Origin of the sequence: Streptomyces sp. NPDC058620 (genome assembly GCF_042717135.1) — a bacterium.
Lineage (GTDB): Bacteria > Actinomycetota > Actinomycetes > Streptomycetales > Streptomycetaceae > Streptomyces.
Map to the genome: position 1 here is coordinate 39,600 of NZ_JBHXQO010000039.1, position 23,372 is coordinate 62,971.

Below are 23,372 nucleotides of genomic sequence, written 5' to 3' on the forward strand. Positions count from 1 at the left end.
GTCATCGAGCCCGAAGCTGTTTGAGTGTCCGCGAAATCGAGCCGAAAATGTCCATTCCGTGGCCGAATGGAATATGTCGTGTGTTCCGCCGACGGAATATGTACCCGGCGGATACATAACACGGGGCCCCCGGCCATGGACCGGTCGGTAGCCGGGCGCCCGTGCGATTCCCGCACCGGGCCGGGCCGCTCCGGACGCCTTTTCGCGGATTGCCGGGACGGCGTAGGAGTGAATTCGTCGCCGGTAAGGTACGCGCATGACGGATCGGATACCGGATGGGATAGGCCCTGGGGCGAAGGATTGCAAAAGCGACAATCTCATTCGCCTCAGCGAATTTCGCGCCCTCTGGGCGGCTTATGCTCAGTCGGTCCTCGGTGATCAGCTCGCGCGCGTCGCACTGTCACTGCTGGTCTTCGAACGTACGGAGTCGGCCGGCTGGACGGCGGCCACCTACGCCCTGACGACGCTGCCCGCCCTGCTGTCCGGGGTGCTCCTGTCCGGCCTGGCCGACCGGTTTCCCCGCCGCACGGTCATGATCGGCTGTGACCTGGTGCGCGCGGTCCTGATCGGGCTCATGGCCCTGCCCGGGACGCCCCTGCCGCTGCTGGCCGGACTGCTGGTGCTGGCACAACTGGCCGAGGCACCCTTCGGCGCCGCGCAGGGGGCCATGCTGCCGACCGTGCTCGGCGAGCGGAGATACGAACGGGGTCAGCGGGCCATGCTGATCACCCACCAGGCCGGCCAGCTGATCGGCTTCGCCGGTGGCGGTGTCGTGGTGGTGTGGCTGGGCAGTCACGTCTCCCTGGGGCTGAACGCCCTGTCGTTCCTGCTCTCCGCTGCCCTGATCCGCCTCGGCGTGAAGGCGCGGCCCGTCGCGAACGCCGAAGAGCGCCCGAAGCGGCTGCACAGCCAGGTCCGCGGCGCGGCCACGCTGATCTGGTCGGACCCCCGGCTGCGGTCTCTGATGGCCCTGGGCTGGCTCGCGGGATTCATCGTGCTGCCGGAAGGGCTGGCCGCCCCGTTCGCCGAAGAGGCCGGCGGGGGCGCCGCCTCGGTGGGCGTCCTGCTCGCCGCGCATCCGGGGGGCATGGTGCTGGGCGCGGCTCTCCTGGGCCGGGCGTGGGTGGGGGACGAGCGCCGCCGCCGCCTCCTCGGCCCGTTGGCGATCGGCGCGAATCTGCCGCTGCTCGCCTACTGGGCGGGCCCCGATGTCCGGACCGCTGTGCTGCTCCTGATCGTCTCGGGTGTGTTCTCCGCCTACCAGGTCACCGCCGGAGCCACTTTCGTCCTGCTCACCCCGGTGGACCAGCGCGGCCAGGCGCTGGGACTGGCGAGATCGGGGCTCACCGCGATGCAGGGGATCGGAGTCGCGTCGGGCGGCCTCGCCACGGAGTTGTCGGGTTCGTCGGCCGACACCATCGGGGGCGCCGGGCTTCTCGGAACGATCTGCGCGGTTCTGGCCGCCCTGGCCTGGTCGAAGGCCCGGGGGAAGGACGCGGGGACGATTCCCCTCAGGGCGTAGGACTACTGGCCGTCATTCACGGTTAGGGTCGAAGGCAAAGTCAGGCAACCACGTGCGATCCACAGGAGTAACCGGCGATGTCTATCGACCCGTCCTCGATTCCCAACTTCGGGGGGCAGCCCGACCCGCAGGCGGCAGGACCCGCCGGTCCCGTCGTCCCTGACCAGGACCTCGTCAAGCAGCTGCTCGAGCAGATGGAGCTGAAGTTCGTCGTCGACGACGAGGGTGACCTCGCCGCGCCGTGGGAGGAATTCCGCACGTACTTCATGTTCCGCGGCGAGGACGAGCAGCAGGTCTTCTCGGTCCGTACGTTCTACGACCGCCCCCACGCCATCGACCAGCGTCCCGTGCTCCTCGACGCGATCGACGACTGGAACCGCCGCACCCTGTGGCCGAAGGTCTACACGCACGCCCATGAGGGTGAAGAGGGCGCCGCGGCTTCCGTCCGGCTGATCGGTGAGGCGCAGATGCTCATCGGTACGGGCGTCAGCCTGGAGCACTTCGTCTCCTCGACGGTCAGCTGGGTGCGGGCCTCGATCGAGTTCGACAAGTGGCTCGTGGAGCGGCTGGGCCTGGAGTCCGCCGAGGCGAAGCCCGACGACACCGAGTCGCCGGAAGCCTGATCCGGACACCGGGACCGCGGCCCGGACCGAAGCGTGGGGCCGTAGTGGCCGCTGCTCCGGTCCGGGCTTCCGTCTGTGCGGGCGTTGCCGGCTTTCAGGTGCCCGCTTTCAGGTGCCCGCTTTCCAGTGGGTGAGCGACTTCAGACGGGTGACCGCCTCCGTCAGCACCTCGGTGCGCTTGCAGAACGCGAACCGCACGAAGGGCGCGCCCTGCTCGCGGTGGTCGTAGAAGACGGCGTTCGGGATGGCGACGACGCCGCAGTGTTCGGGCAGGGCGCGGCAGAAGGCGAGGCCGTCGCCCCCGCCGCCCAGGGGGCGGATGTCGGTGGTGACGAAGTACGTCCCGGCGGGCCGGTAGACCCCGAAGCCGGCGTCGGTGAGTCCGTCGCTCAGCAGGTCGCGCTTCGTACGGAGGTCGGCGCGCAGCGCGTCGAAGTAGGTGTCGGGCAGGCGGAGGGCCTCGGCGACGGCGTACTGGAGCGGTCCGGCGGAGACGTACGTCAGGAACTGCTTCGCCGAGCGGACCGCCGTGACCAGTTCCGGGCTCGCGGTGATCCAGCCGACTTTCCAGCCGGTGTACGAAAAAGTCTTCCCCGCGCTGCTGATGGTGACCGTGCGCTCGCGCATGCCGGGGAACGAGGCGAGCGGTACGTGTTCGCCCTCGAAGACGAGGTGTTCGTAGACCTCGTCGGTGACGACGAGCAGATCGCGTTCGCAGGCGAGTGCGGCGATCGCGGCCAGCTCCTCGCGGCTGAGTACGGTGCCCGTTGGGTTGTGCGGGGTGTTGAGGAGGATGAGGCGGGTGCGGGGGGTGACGGCCGCGCGGAGTTCGTCGAGGTCGAGCCCGTAGACGCCGTCGTGCGGGCGCAGGGTGACGGGGACGCGGGTGCCGCCCGCCATGGCGATGCAGGCGGCGTACGAGTCGTAGTACGGCTCCAGGGCGATCACCTCGTCGCCGGGCTCCACCAGGGCCAGCAGGGCGGCCGCGATGGCCTCGGTGGCGCCCGCCGTGACGAGGACCTCGGTGTCGGGGTCGTACACCAGTCCGTGGAAGCGCTGCTGGTGCTCCGTGATCGCGGTACGCAGTTCGGGGATGCCCAGGCCGGGCGGGTACTGGTTGCCGTGCCCCGCGCGCAGGGCTCGTACCGCGGCCTCCCGGATCTCCTCGGGTCCGTCGGTGTCGGGGAAGCCCTGGCCGAGGTTGATCGAACCGGTCCGGGCGGCCAGCGCGGACATCTCCGCGAAAATGGTCGTGCCGAACTCGGTGAGCCGGCGGTTGAGCAGCGGTCGTCCCTGTGTCATGGCCGCCATCCTGTGCCGAAGCTCTGGAGTTGCTCAAGTCTGCTTTGGCCCCGCGAGGCGGAGGGAATCCCCCAGACACACAGGAAGCGGGTGACCTCGCTTCGGGGGATGGAAGGACGTGAGGTCCGTGGAGACCTTCATAGGGGTACTCGTCGGGATCGCCGCGGTGCTGGCCGTGGGGGGCGTGGTCGTCGGCGTCGTCCGCAGCCGTCGCAGGCCGGTGCCCGGGGGGAAGGCGGCGCGGCGGCGCCGGGTCGCCGGAAGCAGCGCCGGCGGTTCGTACAGCGGCTCGTCGTGCGGAGGCGGCACTTCCTCCTGCGGCAGCAGCAGCAGCTCGTCCTGCGGGGGCGGTTGCGGGGGAGGCAGCTGACACCGCGCAGCCGGTCCGTCGGCGGGCACTCCGCGTGTGAGGTGTCCGGTGGGTGAACTCCCGCTGGACACCTTTTTGTTGAGCCACGCGGAGAGTTTCGGTTGAACAGTTGAACCGGGCTGCCCCCTGGGGGATGGAAACCACGTCAAGTTGGGCAAAATCGCTGTGAGTGCGGCGTACTTCGTGATTCCCTCCTTGTACAGAACATTCAGCCCTCGGACCCCAGTTGGATCTGTTCGGGCGCTTTCCTCCCCCACACGCATCTCCAGGGGGCGCCCCCCTGTCCATGTGTCCATGTGTGTTTGCGGAGCCGAACCATGCTCACGACCCTTCAGACGGCCTATTCCGACACCCGCGCCGCCGACCTGGCCTGGGCGCTCGGACGGGAGCCGCTGCCTGCCCTCGCCGTCCTCGATCTCCAGTTCGACGAGGCGAAGCTGCAGTTGAGGCTGCTCGGCGCTTCCCATCAGGTCCTCCTGGAGGAGGACCGCGGCACCTGTTCGGAGACCGTTGCCTGTATCCCCGGAAGCAGTACCCCCCTGCCCCTCGGCGTCGCCAAGCGGTTCGGCGACTGGGAGTACGAATTCGCGGCGCGCGTCGAGACGCTCACCGGAGCCGCGTTCGCGGGCCGCGCACAGGAGCTGCTGGCGCTCGTCGCCGACCATCCGCACGGTCTGGCCGGGACGTTTCCCGGCAGCCCGCACGCCTTCACCGCGCTCCTTGCGCAGCGGACCGAGGGTCAGGTGCGGTGGCGCACCTGGCACGCGTACCCGCAGGAGGGGAAGTTGGTGGTGACGCGTACCCGGGTGGGCGTGCGGGTGCCTGCCCCGGCGCTTTGACCGGCGCTCTGACCGGTGCTCCGGCCGGTTCTCCGGCCGGAGCCGTCCGGGCGCCGCGACCCGCGTCCGCTCGGACTCCGCCCCGGTGGGGCCGCTGCGCAGGGGCGCGCCGATGCCTCACTTGCACCCGTGTGGGTGACAGGCGGCGACTGTTCCGTAACGTAGCGTTCGCTTCATGATCGACCAGCAGGTGCCGTTGCGAGGGGGCGCGGCGCGGCTTCCCGTACGGCCGAGGACCGGACGGTTCCTCGTGCTGGCCGCCGTCTTCATCTGCGCCGCATGCGGTCTCGTGTACGAGTTGGAGCTGGTCGCGCTCGCCTCGTATCTGATCGGCGACTCGGTCACACAGGCGTCCGTCGTGCTGTCCGTGATGGTGTTCGCGATGGGGATCGGATCGCTCCTCGCGAAACGTTTACGCAGTCGCGCGGCGGTCGGGTTCGGGCTCATCGAGGCGGCGCTCGCGCTCGTCGGCGGGTCGTCGGCCCTCGTGCTGTACGCGTCGTTCGCCTGGCTCGGTGAGTCGCGGCACGCCCTGGTCGGGTTCTCGCTGACGATCGGTGTGCTGATCGGTGCGGAGATCCCCCTGCTGATGACGCTGATCCAGCGGGTCGACCGGCAGGACGCGGGCGGGGCCGTCGCCGATCTCTTCGCCGCCGACTACGTGGGGGCGCTGGTCGGCGGGCTCGCCTTCCCGTTCCTGCTGCTGCCCATGCTGGGTCAGCTCACCGGCGCGCTGTTCACCGGTGCGGTCAACGCGGCGGCCGGCGGGGCGCTGGTGCTGTGGCTCTTCCGGCGGGACCTGAGCTCCCGGTCGCGGTGGCTGCTGGTCCTGGCCAATGTCACGGTGATCGCGCTGCTGGCCACCGCCACGGTGCTGGTCGACGACTTCGAGCGCGCGGCCCGGCACGCGGTCTACGGGGACCGGGTGCGGGTCGCCGTCCGGACCGAGGTGCAGGAGGTCGTCCTCACCGGGGAGGGGCGGGACTCCCTGGACCTCTATCTGGACGGACGGCTGCGGGTCAGCGCCCGCGACGAGCACCGCTACCACGAGGCGCTGGTGCACCCGGCGATGCGCGGGCCCCACCGGCGCGTGCTGATCCTGGGCGGCGGTGACGGCCTGGCCGCCCGCGAGGTGCTGCGTTACGCGGGTGTCCGGGCCGTCACGGTCGTCGAGCTGGACGCCGCCGTCACCCGACTGGCCCGAACGGACCCCGCGCTGTCCGAGCTGAACGGGCACGCGCACGAGGACCCGCGGCTCAGCACGGTCGGCGAGGACGCGTTCAACTGGCTGCGGGAGGCGCGCGGCTCCTACGACGTCGTCGTGTCGGATCTGCCGGACCCCGGGATCACGGCGAACACGAAGCTGTACTCGGCGGAGTTCTACGGGCTGGTCGGGGAGGCCCTCGCACCGGGCGGGCGGCTGGTGGTGCACGCGGGGCCGGTGGGTGTGCGGCCGCGGTCGTTCTGGACGGCGGAGGCATCCGTGCGTGCGGGCGGCCTGTCGACGCGCCCGTACCGCGTCACAGGCAGGACCCCGGGATTCGCGGCCGGTCCGGACCGGGTCACGGAGCATTCGCGGGAACCGCGCGACTGGGGCTTCGTCCTGGCCTCGCGCCGGACCGTACCGGCCCTCGCCCTGGACCCCGGGGCGCCGGAGCTGCGGTCGCTGGGGGAGCGCGAGCTGCGGACGGCGGGCCTGGCCGCGGAGCGCGTACGGGTACGGGAGCAGACGCCGTCCACGCTGGTGCATCCGCGCTACTGGGAGGAACCGTGACGGCGCCGTGCGGGGCGCGGAAGCGTCGGCATGCGGAAGGGGGGAAGCGCTGACGTGGTGGCCGGGGCTGAGTAGGCTCGGTGTCCATGGAGCATGAGGTGTTCGTTCCGGTTCCGGTCCTGTCCCTGCGGCGGACGCTGGGCGATGCTGCCCGGGTGGCGCGCTGCGTGCCGGGACTCCAACAGGACGCCGACGCGTCGGCGGGCCCGCTGTCCGGCCGCCTGAAGATCAGGATCGGCGGCCACACGATCACCTACCGGGGTGTGCTGAAGCTCGCCGGCCGGGACGGTGACACCTTCGCCGTGGCCGGGGAGGGCGTGGAGGCCCGGGGTACGGGCTCGGCGCACCTGGCCCTGACGCTCACGCTCACGGAGACCGACGGCGGTACGACGATCGAGTTCGCGGGCACGGCGGGCGGGGACGGCCGCATCGTGGAGCTGGGGGACGCGGCAGCACTGGCGGCGGCCCACCGGCTGCTCGACCGCTTCACACAGCAGCTGGTGACGGAGTCGCTGGCGATGTCGCCGGGGGAGTCCGCCGCCGGGGGCGCGGCTGCCGCGCCGGGTGCGACGGCCGCCGACGACGAGGCCGCCGCGCCGGGTGCGACAGCCGACGACGAGACCGAGCCGTCGCACGAGGCCGCGCGCGACGAGACCGAGCCGTCGCACGAGGCCGCGCCTGACGAGGCGTCGCCCGAGGAGGCGCCGTGCGAGGAGCCTGCGCCCGGCAAGGGGTCCGTGTTCGAGGCTCCGGTGCCGCCGCCCTCGCTCGACCCCCTCGCGGAGGTGGAGTTCACCGTGCCGGACGGGCCTCCGGCCGAGGCCGCGCACGCCAGGCGCACCATGATCGGGCGCAGCACCGAGGAGGTCGACCACGCGCCGCCGCGCGGCCGGTACGCACCCGTGCCCTCGCCCGATGCGGACGGGACCGCGACGACCCTGCGCTGGATCGCCCCCGCCGCCGCCCTCGCGCTCGCCTCGGCCGTGGTCGTGGGTCGTGCGCTGCGGCGGCGTAGGTAGCGGCGCAAGTAGTGTCGTGGGGTGAGCAGAGCTGCGAAGAACGTCCGGCTGACCGTCGGCGACGCCGAGTTGACCGTTGACCCCACCCATGGCTGCCGGATCAGCAGCCTGCGGATCGGTGGCACCGAACTGCTGCGCCAGGGGGAGCGGTACGGCTGCTTCCCCATGGTGCCGTGGTGCGGCCGCACCGAGAACGGGCAGTTCCGCAACGGCGGCGAACTGCACCAACTTCCGCTGAACTCCCCGCCGCACGCCATTCACGGCACCGGGCGCGACCTCGCCTGGCAGACCGCCAGGGAGGCCGGGACCGAGGCGGCCTTCTACTACGACCTGGCCGAACCGTGGCCCTACCCGGGCCGGGTCACGCAGACCTTCGAACTCGCCGAGAACTCGCTGACGCTGCGAATGGGCGTCGAGGCGCACGTGGACTCCTTCCCGGCGCAGGCCGGCTGGCACCCGTGGTTCCTCCGCACCATCGGAGGCCAGGACGTACGGCTCGACTTCGACGCCGCCTGGCAGGAGGAGCGCGGCGAGAACCACCTGCCGACCGGCCGCCGGATCGACCCCCTGCCCGGCCCGTGGGACGACTGCTTCGGGATGCCCGACGGCGTCGACGTGAAGCTCACCTGGCCGGAGCAGCTGGAGCTGACGGTGAAGAGCCGTGACGAGTGGGTCGTCGTCTACGACGAGCAGGACGAGGCGGTGTGCGTCGAGCCGCAGTCCGGCCCGCCGAACGGGCTGAACACCACGCCCCGGCTGGTCACCCCGATCGAGCCCCTGGAGATCGCGACGACCTGGAGCTGGGTGCGGCTCTGACCGGCGACGGCAGCGCTTACCCTCGTTGACATGACTGACGTACGCGCTGAGCTGCTCCAGCAGATCAAGGACAAGGCCGTGGTGCACGGCAAGGTGACCCTCTCCTCGGGTCTGGAAGCCGACTGGTACATCGACCTGCGCCGGATCACGCTGGACGGCAAGGCCGCGCCGATGGTCGGCCAGGTGATGCTCGATGCCACCGCAGATCTGGACTACGACTGCGTCGGCGGTCTGACGCTGGGTGCCGACCCGGTGGCCACGTCGATGCTGCACGCCTCCGCGGCGCGCGAGCAGAGCCTGGACGCCTTCGTCGTCCGCAAGGCGCAGAAGGCGCACGGTATGCAGCGCCGGATCGAGGGCACGGACGTGAAGGGCCGCCGCTGCCTGGTCGTCGAGGACACCTCGACGACGGGCGGTTCGCCGCTGACCGCCGTGGAGGCGGTGCGCGAGGCCGGGGGCGAGGTCGTCGCCGTCGCCGTGATCGTGGAGCGGGGGGCGGCTCCCGCCGTCGCGGAGGCCGGGCTGCCGTACGTCCACGTGTACTCCGTGGCGGACCTCGACCTGGCCTGACCTGCGGATTCGAACAAGGGCGGGCCGTTTCACGTGAAACGGCCCGCCCTTGCGTATGCCTGGGTGGAGGAGGCCGGGTGGAGCCGCGGCGAGAGTCTGGGAAGATGGGGGCGACGATGACGTCGCCCCCAGGTCAGGGACCAGCACTGCACACCCGCACATCCCAAGGAGCGGACAGATGCCCATCGCAACCCCCGAGGTCTACGCCGAGATGCTCGACCGGGCGAAGGCAGGCAAGTTCGCCTACCCGGCCATCAACGTGACCTCGACCCAGACCCTGCACGCTGCACTGCGCGGTTTCGCGGAGGCCGAGAGCGACGGCATCATCCAGATCTCCACCGGTGGGGCGGAGTTCCTGGGCGGCCAGTACAACAAGGACATGGTCACGGGCGCTGTCGCCCTGGCCGAGTTCGCGCACATCGTCGCCGCCAAGTACGACGTCACCGTCGCGCTGCACACCGACCACTGCCCCAAGGACAAGCTGGACACCTATGTGCGTCCGCTGATCGAGGTGTCCGCGGAGCGCGTCGCCAAGGGTCTGAACCCGCTGTTCCAGTCCCACATGTGGGACGGCTCGGCCGAGACCCTCGCCGACAACCTGTCCATCGCGCAGGAGCTGCTCGCCAAGGCCGCCGCCGCCAAGATCATCCTTGAGGTCGAGATCACCCCGACCGGTGGCGAGGAGGACGGCGTCACGCACGAGATCAACGACGAGCTGTACACGACCGTCGACGACGCGCTGCGTACGGCCGAGGCGCTCGGCCTGGGCGAGAAGGGCCGCTACCTGCTGGCCGCGTCCTTCGGCAACGTCCACGGTGTCTACAAGCCGGGCAACGTCGTGCTCCGTCCCGAGCTGCTGAAGGACCTCCAGGAGGGCGTCGGCGCCAAGTACGGCCAGGCGTCCCCGTTCGACTTCGTCTTCCACGGCGGCTCCGGCTCCACCGCTGAGGAGATCGCCACCGCGCTGGAGAACGGCGTCGTGAAGATGAACCTCGACACCGACACCCAGTACGCCTTCACCCGCCCGGTCGTGGACCACATGTTCCGCAACTACGACGGTGTCCTGAAGGTCGACGGCGAGGTCGGCAACAAGAAGGCGTACGACCCGCGCAGCTGGGGCAAGCTGGCCGAGGCCGGCATGGCCGCGCGTGTCACCGAGGCGTGCGCCAACCTGCGCTCCACGGGCACCAAGCTGAAGTAGTCGGCACGATCATCGTGTGGTGGGCCCGGTACCCCTTGGGGTGCCGGGCCCATGGCATGTCCGAGTGAGGTGAGGTAACCGCTGTGAGTACGTCCTACGACTTCGACGCCGTCGTCGACCGCAAGGGCACCTGGTGCGTCCAGTGGGACGGGGTCGCCGACCGGTTCGGAGTGGACGGGCTGCTGCCGTTCACCATCTCCGACATGGACTTCGAGACCGCCCCGCAGGTGCTGGCGGCACTGCGGGCCCGGCTCGACCACGGGGTGTTCGGCTACACGGACTGGCGGCAGGACGACTTCCGGTCGGCGATAGCCCACTGGTACGAGACCCGGTACGGCACCGGGCTCGACACCGGACGGCTGGTCTACGGGCCGTCCGTCCTCAGCCAGCTCTCGCAGCTCCTGCGGATGTGGACGGACGCCGGGGACGGGGTGGTCGTCCACACCCCCACGTACGACGGTTTCCGCAAGGCGATCACCGGGCTCGGGCGCGAGCTGCGGGGGGTTCCGGTGGGGGACGTGGAGGCGTTGGAGGGCGAGCTCGCTCGGGCCGACGCGAAGGTGCTCGTGCTGTGCTCGCCGCACAATCCGACCGGGCGGGTGTGGACGGCGGACGAGCTGGCGGAGATGGCGGCGCTGGCCGGGCGGCACGGGGTGGCGGTGATCAGCGACGAGATACACGCGGATTTCGTGCACGACGGGTACCCGCACGTCCCCTGGACGCGGGTGGGGGGTGACGGACGCTGGGCGGTCATCACGTCCGCGTCGAAGGCGTTCAACTTCCCGGCGCTGACGGGGTCGTACGGGATCATCGGCCGGGCCTCGGACCGGGCGGAGTTTCTGCGGCGCATGGAGACGGCGGAAGGGCTCGCCTCGCCGGCGGTGCTCTCACTGACCGCGCACATCGCGGCGTACCGGGAAGGTGCGGGGTGGCTGGACGCGGTCCGCGCGTATGTGGCGGGGAACCTGGCTCTGGTGGCGGAACGGCTGAACGGCGCGTTCCCCGAGCTGGGGTGGGAGCCGCCGCAGGCGGGGTACCTCGCGTGGATCGACCTGCGACCGCTGGGTGTGGACGACGAGGCGTTGCAGCGCGTGCTGATCGAACGCGAGAAGGTCGCGATCATGCCGGGGGCGGTGTACGGGGCGCCGGGGTTCCTGCGGCTGAATGTGGGGTGCCCGCGGAGCAAGGTGGTGGCGGGGGTGGAGGCGTTGATCCGGGCGGTGAGTGTGGAGCGGTAGGGGGCGCGGTGCGGGGGAGGCCGGGTGCGCACGCGGCGGGCGTTCCTCCCCGTCCGGCGTCTGAGGACAAGGCGGCGCCCCACTCGCAGCACGGGCGGGGACCGGTGATGCTGGCTGCATGGACGATGCGCGTGCCGACGGTGACGGAATCCGGGTCGCCTCCCCCGCCGGACGCTGGGTCGTCCTCACCACCGTCCTCGGTTCGAGCATGGCCATGCTCGACTCCACCGTGATCAACGTGGCCCTGCCCCGCATCGGCGAGGACCTCGGGACCGATCTCGCCGCGCTTCAGTGGACCGTCAACGCCTACATGCTCACGCTCGCCGGGCTCATCCTTCTCGGTGGGGCGCTCGGGGACCGGTACGGGCGGCGGCGGGTGTTCGTCATCGGGGTCGTGTGGTTCGCCGTGGCCTCGCTGCTCTGCGGGATCGCACCCAATGCGGGCGTTCTCATCGCGGCCCGCGCCCTGCAAGGAGTCGGCGGGGCGCTGCTCACCCCGGGATCGCTCGCGCTCATCCAGGCCGGCTTCCATCCGGACGACCGGGCCCGTGCCGTCGGACTCTGGTCGGGGCTCGGCGGGGTGGGAGCCGCGATCGGGCCGTTCGTGGGGGGCTGGCTCGTCGACGGGCCGGGCTGGCGCTGGGTGTTCCTGCTGAACCTGCCGATCGCCGCCCTCTGCGTGCCGGTCGCCCTGCGCCACGTACCGGAGTCCCGCGACCCCCAGGCGCACGGCCGTTTCGATGTACTCGGGGCGGCCCTCGGGGCACTCGCGCTGGCGGGCGTGACGTTCGCGCTGATCGAGGCGCCGGGGCAGGGCGCCTCGCCTGTGGTCATCGGTGCGGCAGTGGGCGGGGTGCTGTTCGGTGCGGCGTTCGTGCAGGTGGAGGCGCGGCGCTCCGACCCCATGCTGCCGCTGTCGATCTTCGCCTCCCGGCTCTTCACCGTGGTCAACATCGTGACCCTGTGCGTGTACGCGGCGCTCGGCGGTTTCTTCTTCCTCTCCGCGATGCAGCTCCAGGTCGTCGCCGGATACTCGGCGCTCGGGGCCGGCGCGGCCCTGCTGCCGACGACGGTGCTCATGCTGCTGTTCTCCGCGTGGGCAGGTGATCTCGGCCGGCGGATCGGGCCCCGTATCCCCCTCACGGCCGGGCCCCTGCTGGCCGCCGCCGGAATGCTGCTGATGCTGCGGGTCGGGCCCGGGGCCACCGTCTCCTCGTACGTCTCCGACGTACTGCCCGCCGTCCTCGTGCTCGGCCTCGGCCTGGTGGTCCTCGTCGCGCCGCTCACCGCGACCGTCCTGGCGGCCGTGGACGCCGAGCGGGCCGGGCTCGCCAGTGGCATCAACAACGCGGCGGCGCGGGCCGCCGGGCTCATCGCCGTGGCCGCACTGCCGCTGCTCGCCGGAATGGGCCCGGAGGCGTACCGCGACGCCGAGGAGTTCGCCTCGACCTTCCGGCGCGCGATGCCGATGTGCGCGGGCCTGCTGGTGCTGGGCGCGGTCATCGCCTGGTGGGCGGTGCGGACCCCGCCCAAGGCGGCCAGGCCGGTGTGCGCCGTGCACTGCGGAGTGACGGCCCCGCCCCTGGAGCCCGTGAGCCGGCCGGGACGCGCACCGGAACGGGAGGCGGGGTGATGCCCCACGGGCCCGTCCCACCAGGCACACTTGAACCCATGTCCATCCACGAGAACCTGCTCGGGGGGCCCTCCCCGACCCATCTGCCCGACGACCCGGAGCCGCGCGAGCTGCTCGCCAACGGCGCGGCGCCCGCCGATGTCGCGGCGAAGTACCCCACCTCATCGCTGGCCTGGGCGCAGCTCGCCGACGAGGCGTACGAGGGCGGCCGGGTCATCGAGTCGTACGCGTACGCCCGGACCGGCTACCACCGCGGCCTCGACGCCCTGCGCCGGGCCGGCTGGAAGGGCCACGGCCCCGTCCCGTTCGAGCACGAGCCGAACCGCGGCTTCCTGCGCGCGCTGCACGCCCTGGCCCGCGCCGCGGGGGACATCGGCGAGAAGGACGAGTACGAGCGCTGCTCGACGTTCCTGCGCGACTCCTCGCAGACCGCCGCCGACACCCTGGGCTGACAGCCTCCTCCGTACCGGGCCCCGTGGACGCATCCCGTCCGCGGGGCCCGTGTGCTGCCCGCCCCGGCGCAGGGTGATGGAGGGACGGCCCGGCCCCTGACCTGCCCGCTCGCGCCCCTGACCTGCCTCGGGACGACGACGCCCGCGGGCCCGGCTTAGGATGCGGGCAGGGGACCGGAGCTCCACTTCCTCAGGGAAGGGGCGGACCGCTACCCGGAAGCTCGTGTCGAGGAGACAGAAATGTCGACGAACCACCCCGACCCCGAAGCCACCGGTGCGGACACCCCGCACCTGGACTTCGCGGGAACGACTCCGTACGAGGACTATGTCCAGGCGGATGTCCTGACCCACCTCCAGCACCTTCGCTCGGACGACCCCGGCGAGATGGTCTTCCTGGTCACCACCCAGGTCATGGAGCTGTGGTTCACGGTCATCGTCCATGAGTGGGAGACCGCGGCGCACGCCATGCGCGAGGACCGCATACCTGTGGCGCGGGATGCGCTCAAGCGGTCCGTGCGGGAGCTGGAGGCGCTGAACGCCTCCTGGACCCCGCTGGCCGGCCTCACCCCCGCCCAGTTCAACTCCTACCGCGGCGCGCTCGGCGAAGGCTCCGGATTCCAGTCGGCGATGTACCGGCGGATGGAGTTCCTGCTCGGGGACAAGTCCGCCTCCATGCTCGTACCGCACCGGGGCGCGCCCCGCGTGTACGCCGAGCTGGAGAAGGCGCTCCACGAGCCCGGCCTGTACGACGAGGTGCTCGCCCTGCTCGCCCGGCGCGGGCACGCGGTGCCGCAGTCCGTGCTCGGCCGGGACCTGGCCAAGAAGTACGAGCCGTCGCCCGAGGTCGAGACGGTATGGGCGCAGATCTACGCCAACCCCGACCAGCACGACGAGCTGGTCCGCCTCGGTGAGGCGCTCACCGATGTCGGTGAGCTGGTCTGGCGCTGGCGCAACGACCACCTGGTCGCCACCCGCCGCGCGATGGGTTCGAAGACCGGGACCGGCGGTTCGGCCGGGGTCGCCTGGCTGGAGAAGCGGGCCACGAAGAACGTCTTCCCCGAGCTGTGGACGGCGCGCAGCCATGTCTGAGACCTACGCCGACAAGGCGGCGGCACTCGACGCCGCCGACGAACTGGCCAAGCTCCGCGAGCTGTTCACGCTCGACGACACCGTCTACCTCGACGGGAACTCGCTGGGCGCGCTGCCCCGGCACGTACCCGCGCGGCTCCAGGAGGTCGTCACCCGTGAGTGGGGCGCGCTGCGCATCCGGTCCTGGGACGAGAGCGGCTGGTGGACCGCGCCCGAGCGGATCGGCGACCGCATCGCCCCGCTCGTCGGGGCCGCGGCGGGACAGATCGTGGTGGGCGACTCCACGAGCGTGAACGTCTTCAAGGCCGTCGTCGCCGCGAGCCGCCTCGCCGCGGACGGACGCGACGAGATCCTGGTCGACGCGACGACGTTTCCCACGGACGGTTACATCGCCGAGTCCGCCGCCCGGATGACCGGCCACCGGATCGTCCCGGTCGCACCCGCCGATGTACCGGCCGCGCTCGGCCCCCGTACGGCGGTCGTCCTGCTCAACCACGTCGACTACCGCACGGGCAGGCTCCACGATCTGCCCGGTCTCACCGCCGCCGTGCACGCGGCGGGCGGCCTCGCCGTCTGGGACCTGTGCCACAGCGCGGGCGCCCTGCCCGTCGGCCTGGACGAGCACGGGGTCGACCTGGCCATCGGCTGCACGTACAAGTACCTGAACGGCGGCCCCGGTTCGCCCGCCTACCTGTATGTCGCCGAGCGTCACCAGGCGGCCTTCGACTCCCCCCTTCCGGGCTGGACCTCGCACGCCGACCCGTTCGCGATGACACCCGGGTACACACCCGCCGACGGTTCGGTACGGGGCCGGGTCGGCACCCCGGACATCCTGTCCATGCTGGCGCTGGAAGCGTCGCTGGACGTGTGGGACGGGGTGGAGGTGGCCGCCGTACGGTCGAAGTCCCTCGCACTGACGGACTTCTTCCTGGAGTGCGTCGCCGCGTACGTGCCGGAGGGCCGGGTCACCTCGGTCACCCCTTCCGCGCACGCGGAGCGCGGCAGCCAGGTCGCGCTGCGGTGCGAGGACGCCGAGCCGGTGATGCGCGCGCTCATCGAGCGGGGCGTCGTCGGGGACCTGCGGCGGCCGGATGTGCTGCGGTTCGGGTTCACGCCGTTGTACGTGGGCTTCGCGGACGCGGAGCGCGCGGCGCGGATTCTTGCGGACGTGCTGAAGGGATAGCCCGGCTGCCGCTGTGTTCTCGGTCGCCGGACGGGCTGAATGTGCCCGTCCGGTGATCGAGAGGGGCTGCCCGGTGCTGATACCGTCCCCGCAGGTCAAGCCAGTTGGGCATATTCGTAGGACGGTTGGAGCAGCATGTCGGATTCTGCCGCGCGTGATCGTGATGCCGCCGAGGAGGAGTCGGCGTTCGCCCATCCGGTGATCGCCCCCGACCGGTCCGCGGCCTACGGCAGTCATCCCGACCAGGTGATCGACTTCTACGCCCCCCGGGACGGCCGGACCGGGGCACCGCTCGTCGTCCTGCTGCACGGCGGGGCGTGGCGTGCCCCGTACGACCGGCACCATGTGTCGCCGTTCGCGGACTTCCTGGCCCGGCGCGGCTTCGCCGTCGCCAGCGTCGAGTACCGGCGCGGGGGCGAGATCCCGCGGCAGCGTGGTTCCGAACCGGCCGCGGGCCGCTGGCCCGAGACGTTCGACGACGTCGCCGCCGCGATGGACGCGATGCCGTTGCTGGCCGGGCGGGAGCTGCCGCAGGCCGATGTGCGGCGGACCGTGGTCACCGGGCACTCGGCGGGCGGTCAGCTGGCGCTGTGGGCCGCTGCCCGGCACGTACTTCCCGAGGGGTCGCCGTGGCGGCTGCCCGCGCCGCCGCCGCTGCGCGGTGTCGTCGCGCTGGCACCGGTCGCCGACTTCGCGACCGCCGTCGAGCTGGACGTCTGCTCCGGTGCGGTGCAGCAACTCCTGGGCGGGGAAGGGGACTTCGCGGAGCGGAGCGCATTCGTCGACCCGGCCGTCCTGCTGCCCACCGGTATCGCGACGGCCGTGGTGCAGGGCATCTGCGATCTGACCGTGCCTCCTGCGGTGTCGGAGTCGTTCGTCGACGCGGCGGCGAAGGCGGGGGAGATGGTGGGGCTGACGCTGCTGGAGGACGTCGGGCACTTCCCGCTCATCGATCCGTCGGCGGACGCGTGCGCGGTGGTCGCGGAGGAGCTGGCCCAGCTCGCCTGGTGAGTGGTGAGTGGTGAGTGGTGAGTCGTGAGTGGGGAGTCGTGGGGAGCCTTCCGGCGGCCGCGTAGTCCTTGCGACGGACGCCCGGGAATCCGTATCACTGCTGACGCCCCCGCTCGTCGCGCCGCCTACCGTGAGGGGCGTGACCGAGACCAAGCCCAGAAGCCCCGAGTTCCGGCTGGCCGCAGATGCGATAGGCGGCCTGCGGCAGGACCTGTTCCACGATGTGCTCGCCTACCGTCCGCTGGACCCGCTCGGGACCGGCGGGCCGGTGATCAGGCGGCTGCCGAAGCGCCTGCGGGCGCGTGCCGTCTGGTCCCCGCACGCGGCGGTCGGCGCGCTGGCCCTGCTCACGGTGATGATCGGCCTCGTGGCGGCGGACTCCGAAGGCGTCTACGGAGTCTCGGCAGTCGTCAGCGGACTGCTGCCGGCCGTTCCGCTGCTGATGACCCTGGTCAGGCCCGTCGCCGCCTTCTGGGCATCGATGGCGCTGACCCCGGTGGCGGCGGTCGCGAGCCACGGGGACTGGCCGTGGGGGCCGAGCATGTTCCTCTGCCACCTGGGCGTCATGGTCGTCGTCGCGGCACGTACCCGGGCGCGGACCGCCGCGTGGATGTGGGTCATCACCATGTTCGCCGGCTCTTTCCTGGACAAGTTCGGCAGCGGGTACTCCTCCACCATCGCGGGCATGGGCGTCACCTCCGCGTTCGCCCTGCTCATCGTCGCCATGGTCCAGGTACGGCGCGAGGCCCAGCGCGAGGTGACCGTGCAGCGCACGGTCACCGCCGTCGAGCGCGACCGGCGCACGCTCCTGGAGGAGCGCACGACCATCGCCCGTGAGCTGCACGATGTCGTCGCCCACCACATGTCGGTCGTCGCGATCCAGGCGGAGGCCGCCCCCTATCGGGTGGAGAATCCGCCGCCCGAGCTGGAGCAGGCGTTCCTCACCATCCGGGAGAACGCCGTCGCCGCGCTCACCGAGCTGCGCCGGGTCCTCGGGGTCGTACGGGCCGAGGACTACGAGGCCCCCGACGCCCCGCAGCCCACCCTCGCCGAGCTGGACCGCCTGCTGGCCAATGTGGGGGACGCGGGTCTCCAGACGGAGAAGACCATCACCGGAGCCGTGCGCGAGCTGCCGCAGGGCGTCGAGCTGTCGGCGTACCGGATCGTCCAGGAGGCCCTGAGCAACACGTTGCGGCACGCGCCGGGCGCCACCGCGAAGGTGGAGATCGGGTACGTGCTCGGCGGACTCGGGCTGCGGGTCGTCAACGGTCCGCCGACCGGTCTCGTCAAGCCGTCCCCGGGGGCCGGGCACGGCATCACGGGGATGCGTGAGCGGGTGGCCATGCTGGACGGCGAGATGACCGCGCAGTCCACGGCGGACGGCGGCTACGAGATCGCCGCGTTCATCCCGGTGCAGGCCGTGCGCGAGCGGGCCGAGAACGAGACGCTGCCGGACGGGACCGCGTGAACGCCATCAGGGTGCTGATCGTCGACGACCAGATGATGGTCCGCGAGGGTTTCTCCGTACTCCTCAACGCGATGCCGGGGATCGAGGTCGTGGGCGAGGCCGTCGACGGACGCCAGGCCGTGTCGCAGGTCGCCGCCCTCCGCCCCGACGTCGTACTGATGGACATCCGGATGCCGGAACTCAACGGCATCGAGGCGACCCGCGAGATCGTCGCCGCCGACGCGGACGCCAAGGTCCTCGTCCTCACCACCTTCGACCTCGACGAGTACGTGTACCAGGCGCTGCGCGCGGGGGCCTCCGGCTTCCTGCTGAAGGACGCGTCGGCCCGCCAGCTCGCGGAGGGGGTACGGGTGGTGGCGTCCGGGGAGGCGCTGCTCGCCCCGGCCGTCACCCGGCGGCTGATCACGGAGTTCTCGAAGCTCTCGGAAGCTCCGCGCCCTCCCGCTCTCGCCCGGATCGGGGACCTCACGGAGCGGGAGACGGAGGTGCTCGTGCTGATCGCACAGGGTCTTTCGAACGCCGAGATCGCCTCGCGGCTGGTGGTCGCCGAGTCCACCATCAAGACGCACGTGAGCCGCATCCTGGTGAAGCTCGGGCTGCGCGACCGGACGCAGGCGGCGGTGTTCGCGTACGAGGCACGGCTGGTCACACCCGGATAGGGAGCCGGGCCGCCCGAAGGCCCTGCCCGGTCAGTTCCGGCGGGTGGTGTGGGGCAGGGAGAAGGAGGCCGGGCGCGCCTCGCCGGCCGACGCGCTCCCGGCCGCGTCCGTGTCGGTCAGCGCCACCATCAGAGGAGTGCTGCCGACCGGACCCGCGGACCCGGCACGCAGCCGGTAGCGCTCGGTGCGCACCGCGTCGCGGGCCAGCGGGGCACCGCCCTGGTGAAGCTGGTGCGGCAGGGCGTCGTTGGCGATACGCAGCTCCGCGGTGCGCCACGCGCCCGCTCCGGCGTCCCACCGTTCCAGTACGAAGCCGTCCGACGGTGGACGTTCGTTCGCCGGGGTTCCGTCGATCAGGATCTCCATCTGGAATGCGAGCCGCAGATGCCCGTACGCCTGGGTGTTGCCGTTGCGGAGGGTGACAGTGAACTCCTGGGCAGCCCCGCCGCGGACCAGGTCGAGCCGGCCGCCCCGGGTGGCGACCGTCATCCGCAACCACGTCGGTTCCGGCGCCGACGATTCCGGAGCTGCGGCAGGCCGGGTGGCCGGCGGGACCGACGGGCTGCTCTTGGTGGCGCTCGGCCGCACAGTGGTGGGGGACGGGGAAGCGGAGGGCGCCGCGGAGCCGGCGCTCGCCGTGGGTGAGGCCGACGGCAGGGCCGACTTCTCGGCGACCGTCGTCGTGCCCGGCGGCGCGGCGGGACCGGCACAACCGGTGAGCACGGCAGCCAGCAGCCCCGCTGACGCACCGGCGACACACATTCTCGTCCCTCGCATGGCCGCCCTTGCGGAATCCGTCCCGACAGGGCGCTCAACGTAACAACGCGAACGCGCCGGCTGAAGCGCTGCCCGATAACGCTTCGGCTCCCGAAGAGAGACCTTCGCCGACGGGTAGCGTCGGGGCATGCATGTGTCCTTCGACCCCTGGTCGCCGGCGTTCGTCGCCGATCCGTACACCGCCTACACCGCGCTGCGTGCCGCCGGCCGGGCGCATTACTTCGAGCCGACCCGGCAGTGGCTGATCCCGCACTACTCCGATGTGTCCGGGCTGCTGCGCGACCGGCGGCTGGGCCGGACGTATCTGCACCGGTTCACGCACGAGGAGTTCGGGCTCACTCCGCCCCCGGCCGCGCACGAGCCCTTCCACACGCTCAACGGGCAGGGGCTGCTCGATCTGGAGGCCCCCGACCACACGCGTATCCGAAGGCTGGTCTCCAAGGCGTTCACGCCGCGCACGGTCGAGCGCCTCACGCCGACGGTGGAGCGGCTGGCGGCCGAGCTGGTCGACGCGTTCGTCGACTCGGGCGGCGGGGACCTGCTGGCGGCGGTGGCCGAGCCGTTGCCCGTCGCCGTGATCGCCGAGATGCTGGGCGTGCCGGAGGCGGACCGGGCGCTGCTGCGGCCCTGGTCCTCGGCGATCTGCGGGATGTTCGAGCTGAACCCGTCGGAGGAGACGGCCCGCGAGGCCGTCCGGGCGTCGGTCGACTTCTCCGCGTACCTGCGGGGCCTGATCGCGGAACGCCGCAAGGACCCCGGTACGGATCTGATCTCCGCGCTCATCGCCGCCCACGACGAGGGGGAGCGGCTCAGCGAGCAGGAGATGATCTCCACGTGTGTGCTCCTGCTGAACGCGGGGCACGAGGCGACCGTCAACACCACCGTCAACGGCTGGTGGACGCTCTTCCGGCACCCGGAGCAGCTGGCGGCCCTGCGTGGGGACCACGGGCTGCTCCCCACCGCGGTGGAGGAACTGCTGCGGTACGACACTCCGTTGCAGATGTTCGAGCGCTGGGTGCTCGACGACATCGAGATCGGCGGGACCGTGATTCCGCGCGGCTCGGAGGTCGCGCTGCTCTTCGGCTCCGCCAACCGGGACCCGGAGCGGTTCGCCGAGCCCGACAGGCTGGATCTGTCCCGGGAGGACAACCCGCACATCACGTTCGGGGCGGGCATCCACTACTGCCTGGGTGCGCCGCTGGCGCGCATCGAACTGGCGGCCTCGTTCGGCGAGTTGCTGCGCAAGGCGCCGGGCATGCGGCTGGTCTCGGAGCCGGAGTGGCATCCGGGCTATGTGATCCGGGGGCTGAAGGAGCTGAACGTGGAACTCTGAGGGGGCGGGCGGTGCCGGCACACCCCACGTGCGAGCGCCGCCGCACCACCACAGCGTGCCGGACGGTCCACCCGGGTGACGCCGAGGACCCGGCGAGGACTGAGATGACACGTTCCCCCTGGATCGGGTCAGCCCGTCACCGCCGGAAGTATCAGCGACCACGCTCCCGCCCGCACCGTCCACGTCCGGGTGCGCACCGGGCCCGTGACGTGTATGTCGGCCCGGTAGCGGAAGTCGGCGCCGGAGACCGTCACCGCCTTGGCCTCCCTGGACTCCGTACGGCCGGCCCCGGTGTGGATCACGACGTCGACCAGGCCGCCGTCGCCCTGCGCCATCACCGAGACGCCCTCGACCGGGCGGTCCAGGTCGTTCAGCAGGACACCGTCCGCCTCCACGCGCAGCCGGTACGTGCGTGGCGGCGTCTGGGCGGCGGTGGGGGCCGGGCGGACCAGGGACGCCACCAGCGAGCGGCAGGTGTCCCAGACGGCCGTGACGCCCGTGTGCGGGGCGCTGCGGGACGGGGGCGGGGCCGGGATGCGCAGCCTGCCGAGGACGACGCCGTCGCTGTCGTCGACCAGCAGGTCCAGCCGGCGGACCGTGCCGTCGAGCGCGGTACGGGCCGCGGCCACCGCGCCCCGGGGCACGCCGAGCGCGTGGGCGAGTTCCAGCGTGGGCGCGGCGCCGACGGGGATCAGGGCCAGAGCGCCGCCGGACAGCTCGCGCTCACGGTGGAGATGGGCGACGGCGCGCAGCAGCGCCCGGTCGTCGCCGACGACCACCGGCCGCCGGCTGCCCCGGCGGGACAGGGCTCTGATGAACTCCTCGGGGGTGTCCGGAAGGCAGATTTTGGCGTGCGAGCCGGCGCTCAGCACATCCTTTGCGATACGGACGGACTCACCGTCGGTCCGGCGGGCAACCGGGTCGATGAGCACCAGAAGCTGGTGGTCGCCGTCGCCGGGGGGCTCTGCAGCCGACACCTCGGTCCTTCCTCGGGTAGCATCTTGGTGCAAGAGCCCCTTGCGCTATTGCGCCAGGGGCTTCGTCTATTCCGGGGCACCCGGTTCGACGGCTCAGGCTTTGTCGCACATCGTCGTGCGGCAGGTACACCTTTACGTACGCCCCCTGACCTTGGACATGCCCCGCCCGGAAGGGGTGTACGCCTGTGCCCGCACTTGTGCTGCTCGGTGCTCAGTGGGGTGACGAGGGCAAGGGGAAGGCCACCGACCTCCTCGGTGGTTCCGTGGACTATGTGGTGCGCTACCAGGGCGGCAACAATGCCGGCCACACGGTCGTCGTGGGCGACCAGAAGTACGCACTGCATCTCCTCCCCTCGGGAATCCTGTCACCGGGGTGTACCCCGGTGATCGGTAACGGAGTCGTGGTCGACCCGGCGGTACTGTTCTCCGAGCTGAACGGTCTGAACGAGCGAGGCGTCGACACGTCCAAGCTTCTGATCAGCGGCAACGCTCATTTGATCACTCCGTACAACGTCACGGTCGACAAGGTGACGGAACGCTTCCTCGGCTCCCGCAAGATCGGTACCACCGGTCGCGGTATCGGACCGACGTACGCGGACAAGATCAACCGCGTCGGTATCCGGGTCCAGGACCTCTACGACGAGTCGATCCTCGTCCAGAAGGTCGAAGCGGCCCTCGACTTCAAGAACCAGATCCTCGCCAAGCTCTACAACCGGCGCGCGATCGAATCCGGCAAGATCGTCGAAGAGCTGCTCACGTACGCGGACCGGCTGAAGCCGTACGTCGCCGACACGGTGCTGATCCTGAACGACGCCATCGACGAGGGCAAGGTCGTCCTCTTCGAGGGTGGCCAGGGGACCCTGCTCGACGTCGACCACGGCACGTACCCCTTCGTCACCTCGTCGAACCCGACCGCGGGCGGCGCCTGCACCGGTTCCGGCGTGGGCCCGACGAAGATCAGCCGGGTCATCGGCATCCTCAAGGCGTACACCACGCGTGTCGGCGCGGGTCCGTTCCCGACGGAGCTGCTCGACGAGGACGGCGAGGCGCTGCGCCGCATCGGTGGCGAGCGCGGTGTCACCACCGGCCGTGACCGTCGCTGCGGCTGGTTCGACGCCCCGATCGCGCGGTACGCGACCCGGGTCAACGGTCTCACCGACTTCTTCCTCACGAAGCTGGACGTGCTGACCGGCTGGGAGCAGATCCCGGTGTGTGTCGCGTACGAGATCGACGGCAAGCGCGTCGAGGAACTCCCGTACAGTCAGACCGACTTCCACCACGCGAAGCCGATCTACGAGATGCTGCCGGGCTGGTCCGAGGACATCACGAAGGCGAAGACCTTCGACGACCTGCCGAAGAACGCGCAGGACTACGTGAAGGCGCTCGAAGAGATGTCGGGCGCTCCGATCTCGGCGATCGGTGTCGGCCCCGGCCGCACCGAGACCATCGAGATCAACTCTTTCCTCTAGACCGGGGAAGCCGCGGGAGGGGCCGGGCCCCCTGCGTGCCGGCCCAC

General features: G+C 71.4%; 22 protein-coding genes. 19 read left to right on the top strand and 3 right to left on the bottom strand.

Going from position 1 to position 23,372, the window contains the following annotated elements; all coding sequences use genetic code 11:
• Positions 1–256: 256 nt before the first annotated feature.
• Together ACFWSK_RS27875 and ACFWSK_RS27880 are read left to right on the top strand one after the other, a co-directional pair.
• The gene (locus tag ACFWSK_RS27875) at positions 257–1,522 is read left to right on the top strand and encodes an MFS transporter (RefSeq protein WP_383791731.1); all 1,266 of its coding nucleotides are present in this window, start codon (positions 257–259) and stop codon (positions 1,520–1,522) included.
• A 77-nt stretch (positions 1,523–1,599) separates the two neighbouring features.
• Positions 1,600–2,145 (top strand): YbjN domain-containing protein, encoded by a 546-nt coding sequence (locus ACFWSK_RS27880; protein ID WP_383791734.1) that lies wholly within the window; start codon positions 1,600–1,602, stop codon positions 2,143–2,145.
• A 108-nt stretch (positions 2,146–2,253) separates the two neighbouring features.
• On the opposite strand, the gene ACFWSK_RS27885 is transcribed toward ACFWSK_RS27880, so the two are convergent.
• Positions 2,254–3,447, bottom strand: coding sequence for a pyridoxal phosphate-dependent aminotransferase (locus ACFWSK_RS27885; protein WP_383791737.1), 1,194 nt, complete (start codon positions 3,445–3,447; stop codon positions 2,254–2,256).
• A gap of 127 nt (positions 3,448–3,574) precedes the next feature.
• On the opposite strand from ACFWSK_RS27885, the gene ACFWSK_RS27890 reads away from it, so the two are divergent.
• From ACFWSK_RS27890 to ACFWSK_RS27960, 15 genes are all read left to right on the top strand, one after another.
• Positions 3,575–3,817 carry a hypothetical protein gene (locus ACFWSK_RS27890; RefSeq protein ID WP_383791740.1) on the top strand — a complete coding sequence of 81 codons (243 nt, stop codon included), beginning with the start codon at positions 3,575–3,577 and terminating at the stop codon, positions 3,815–3,817.
• A gap of 317 nt (positions 3,818–4,134) precedes the next feature.
• Positions 4,135–4,656, top strand: coding sequence for a DUF2617 family protein (locus tag ACFWSK_RS27895; RefSeq protein ID WP_383791743.1), 522 nt, complete (start codon positions 4,135–4,137; stop codon positions 4,654–4,656).
• 175 nt (positions 4,657–4,831) lie between these two features.
• Positions 4,832–6,430: a polyamine aminopropyltransferase gene (locus tag ACFWSK_RS27900; protein WP_383791746.1), complete on the top strand. Its 1,599-nt coding sequence runs from the start codon at positions 4,832–4,834 to the stop codon at positions 6,428–6,430.
• Between the two features lie 86 nt (positions 6,431–6,516).
• Complete coding sequence (locus ACFWSK_RS27905; RefSeq protein WP_383791749.1) at positions 6,517–7,449, top strand: SRPBCC domain-containing protein; 933 nt, start codon at positions 6,517–6,519, stop codon at positions 7,447–7,449.
• Positions 7,450–7,470: 21 nt separating this feature from the next.
• Complete coding sequence (locus tag ACFWSK_RS27910; protein ID WP_383791752.1) at positions 7,471–8,265, top strand: aldose 1-epimerase; 795 nt, start codon at positions 7,471–7,473, stop codon at positions 8,263–8,265.
• Between the two features lie 30 nt (positions 8,266–8,295).
• Complete coding sequence (gene pyrE, locus ACFWSK_RS27915; RefSeq protein WP_383791755.1) at positions 8,296–8,835, top strand: orotate phosphoribosyltransferase; 540 nt, start codon at positions 8,296–8,298, stop codon at positions 8,833–8,835.
• Between the two features lie 178 nt (positions 8,836–9,013).
• Positions 9,014–10,036 (top strand): class II fructose-bisphosphate aldolase, encoded by a 1,023-nt coding sequence (fbaA, locus tag ACFWSK_RS27920; protein ID WP_383791758.1) that lies wholly within the window; start codon positions 9,014–9,016, stop codon positions 10,034–10,036.
• An 83-nt stretch (positions 10,037–10,119) separates the two neighbouring features.
• Positions 10,120–11,274: a MalY/PatB family protein gene (locus tag ACFWSK_RS27925; protein ID WP_383791761.1), complete on the top strand. Its 1,155-nt coding sequence runs from the start codon at positions 10,120–10,122 to the stop codon at positions 11,272–11,274.
• 118 nt (positions 11,275–11,392) lie between these two features.
• On the top strand, positions 11,393–12,907 hold the full coding sequence (locus ACFWSK_RS27930; protein WP_383791765.1) for an MFS transporter: 1,515 nt from the start codon (positions 11,393–11,395) through the stop codon (positions 12,905–12,907).
• A 38-nt stretch (positions 12,908–12,945) separates the two neighbouring features.
• Positions 12,946–13,359: a DUF3151 domain-containing protein gene (locus ACFWSK_RS27935; protein ID WP_362848404.1), complete on the top strand. Its 414-nt coding sequence runs from the start codon at positions 12,946–12,948 to the stop codon at positions 13,357–13,359.
• 240 nt (positions 13,360–13,599) lie between these two features.
• Complete coding sequence (locus tag ACFWSK_RS27940; RefSeq protein ID WP_383791768.1) at positions 13,600–14,448, top strand: tryptophan 2,3-dioxygenase family protein; 849 nt, start codon at positions 13,600–13,602, stop codon at positions 14,446–14,448.
• The gene (gene kynU, locus ACFWSK_RS27945) at positions 14,441–15,631 is read left to right on the top strand and encodes a kynureninase (protein ID WP_383791771.1); all 1,191 of its coding nucleotides are present in this window, start codon (positions 14,441–14,443) and stop codon (positions 15,629–15,631) included. Before ACFWSK_RS27940 ends, kynU begins: the two co-directional genes overlap by 8 nt.
• Before the next feature lie 135 nt (positions 15,632–15,766).
• A complete protein-coding gene (locus ACFWSK_RS27950; protein WP_383791774.1) occupies positions 15,767–16,642 on the top strand; it encodes an alpha/beta hydrolase family protein in 876 nt (291 codons plus the stop codon).
• A gap of 139 nt (positions 16,643–16,781) precedes the next feature.
• The gene (locus ACFWSK_RS27955; RefSeq protein WP_383791777.1) at positions 16,782–18,110 is read left to right on the top strand and encodes a sensor histidine kinase; all 1,329 of its coding nucleotides are present in this window, start codon (positions 16,782–16,784) and stop codon (positions 18,108–18,110) included.
• Positions 18,107–18,769, top strand: a complete 663-nt coding sequence (locus ACFWSK_RS27960) for a response regulator (protein WP_383791780.1) — start codon at positions 18,107–18,109, stop codon at positions 18,767–18,769. Before ACFWSK_RS27955 ends, ACFWSK_RS27960 begins: the two co-directional genes overlap by 4 nt.
• A 30-nt stretch (positions 18,770–18,799) precedes the next feature.
• Here the strand turns inward: ACFWSK_RS27960 and ACFWSK_RS27965 are convergent, their stop codons facing one another.
• Complete coding sequence (locus ACFWSK_RS27965; protein WP_383791783.1) at positions 18,800–19,546, bottom strand: hypothetical protein; 747 nt, start codon at positions 19,544–19,546, stop codon at positions 18,800–18,802.
• A gap of 127 nt (positions 19,547–19,673) precedes the next feature.
• On the opposite strand from ACFWSK_RS27965, the gene ACFWSK_RS27970 reads away from it, so the two are divergent.
• Positions 19,674–20,879 (top strand): cytochrome P450, encoded by a 1,206-nt coding sequence (locus tag ACFWSK_RS27970; protein ID WP_383791786.1) that lies wholly within the window; start codon positions 19,674–19,676, stop codon positions 20,877–20,879.
• A 128-nt stretch (positions 20,880–21,007) separates the two neighbouring features.
• Here the strand turns inward: ACFWSK_RS27970 and ACFWSK_RS27975 are convergent, their stop codons facing one another.
• Positions 21,008–21,856, bottom strand: coding sequence for a diacylglycerol kinase (locus tag ACFWSK_RS27975; protein ID WP_383791789.1), 849 nt, complete (start codon positions 21,854–21,856; stop codon positions 21,008–21,010).
• A 185-nt stretch (positions 21,857–22,041) separates the two neighbouring features.
• Between ACFWSK_RS27975 and ACFWSK_RS27980 the strand changes: the two genes are divergently transcribed.
• Positions 22,042–23,325: an adenylosuccinate synthase gene (locus ACFWSK_RS27980; protein ID WP_383791791.1), complete on the top strand. Its 1,284-nt coding sequence runs from the start codon at positions 22,042–22,044 to the stop codon at positions 23,323–23,325.
• Positions 23,326–23,372 lie beyond the last annotated feature (47 nt).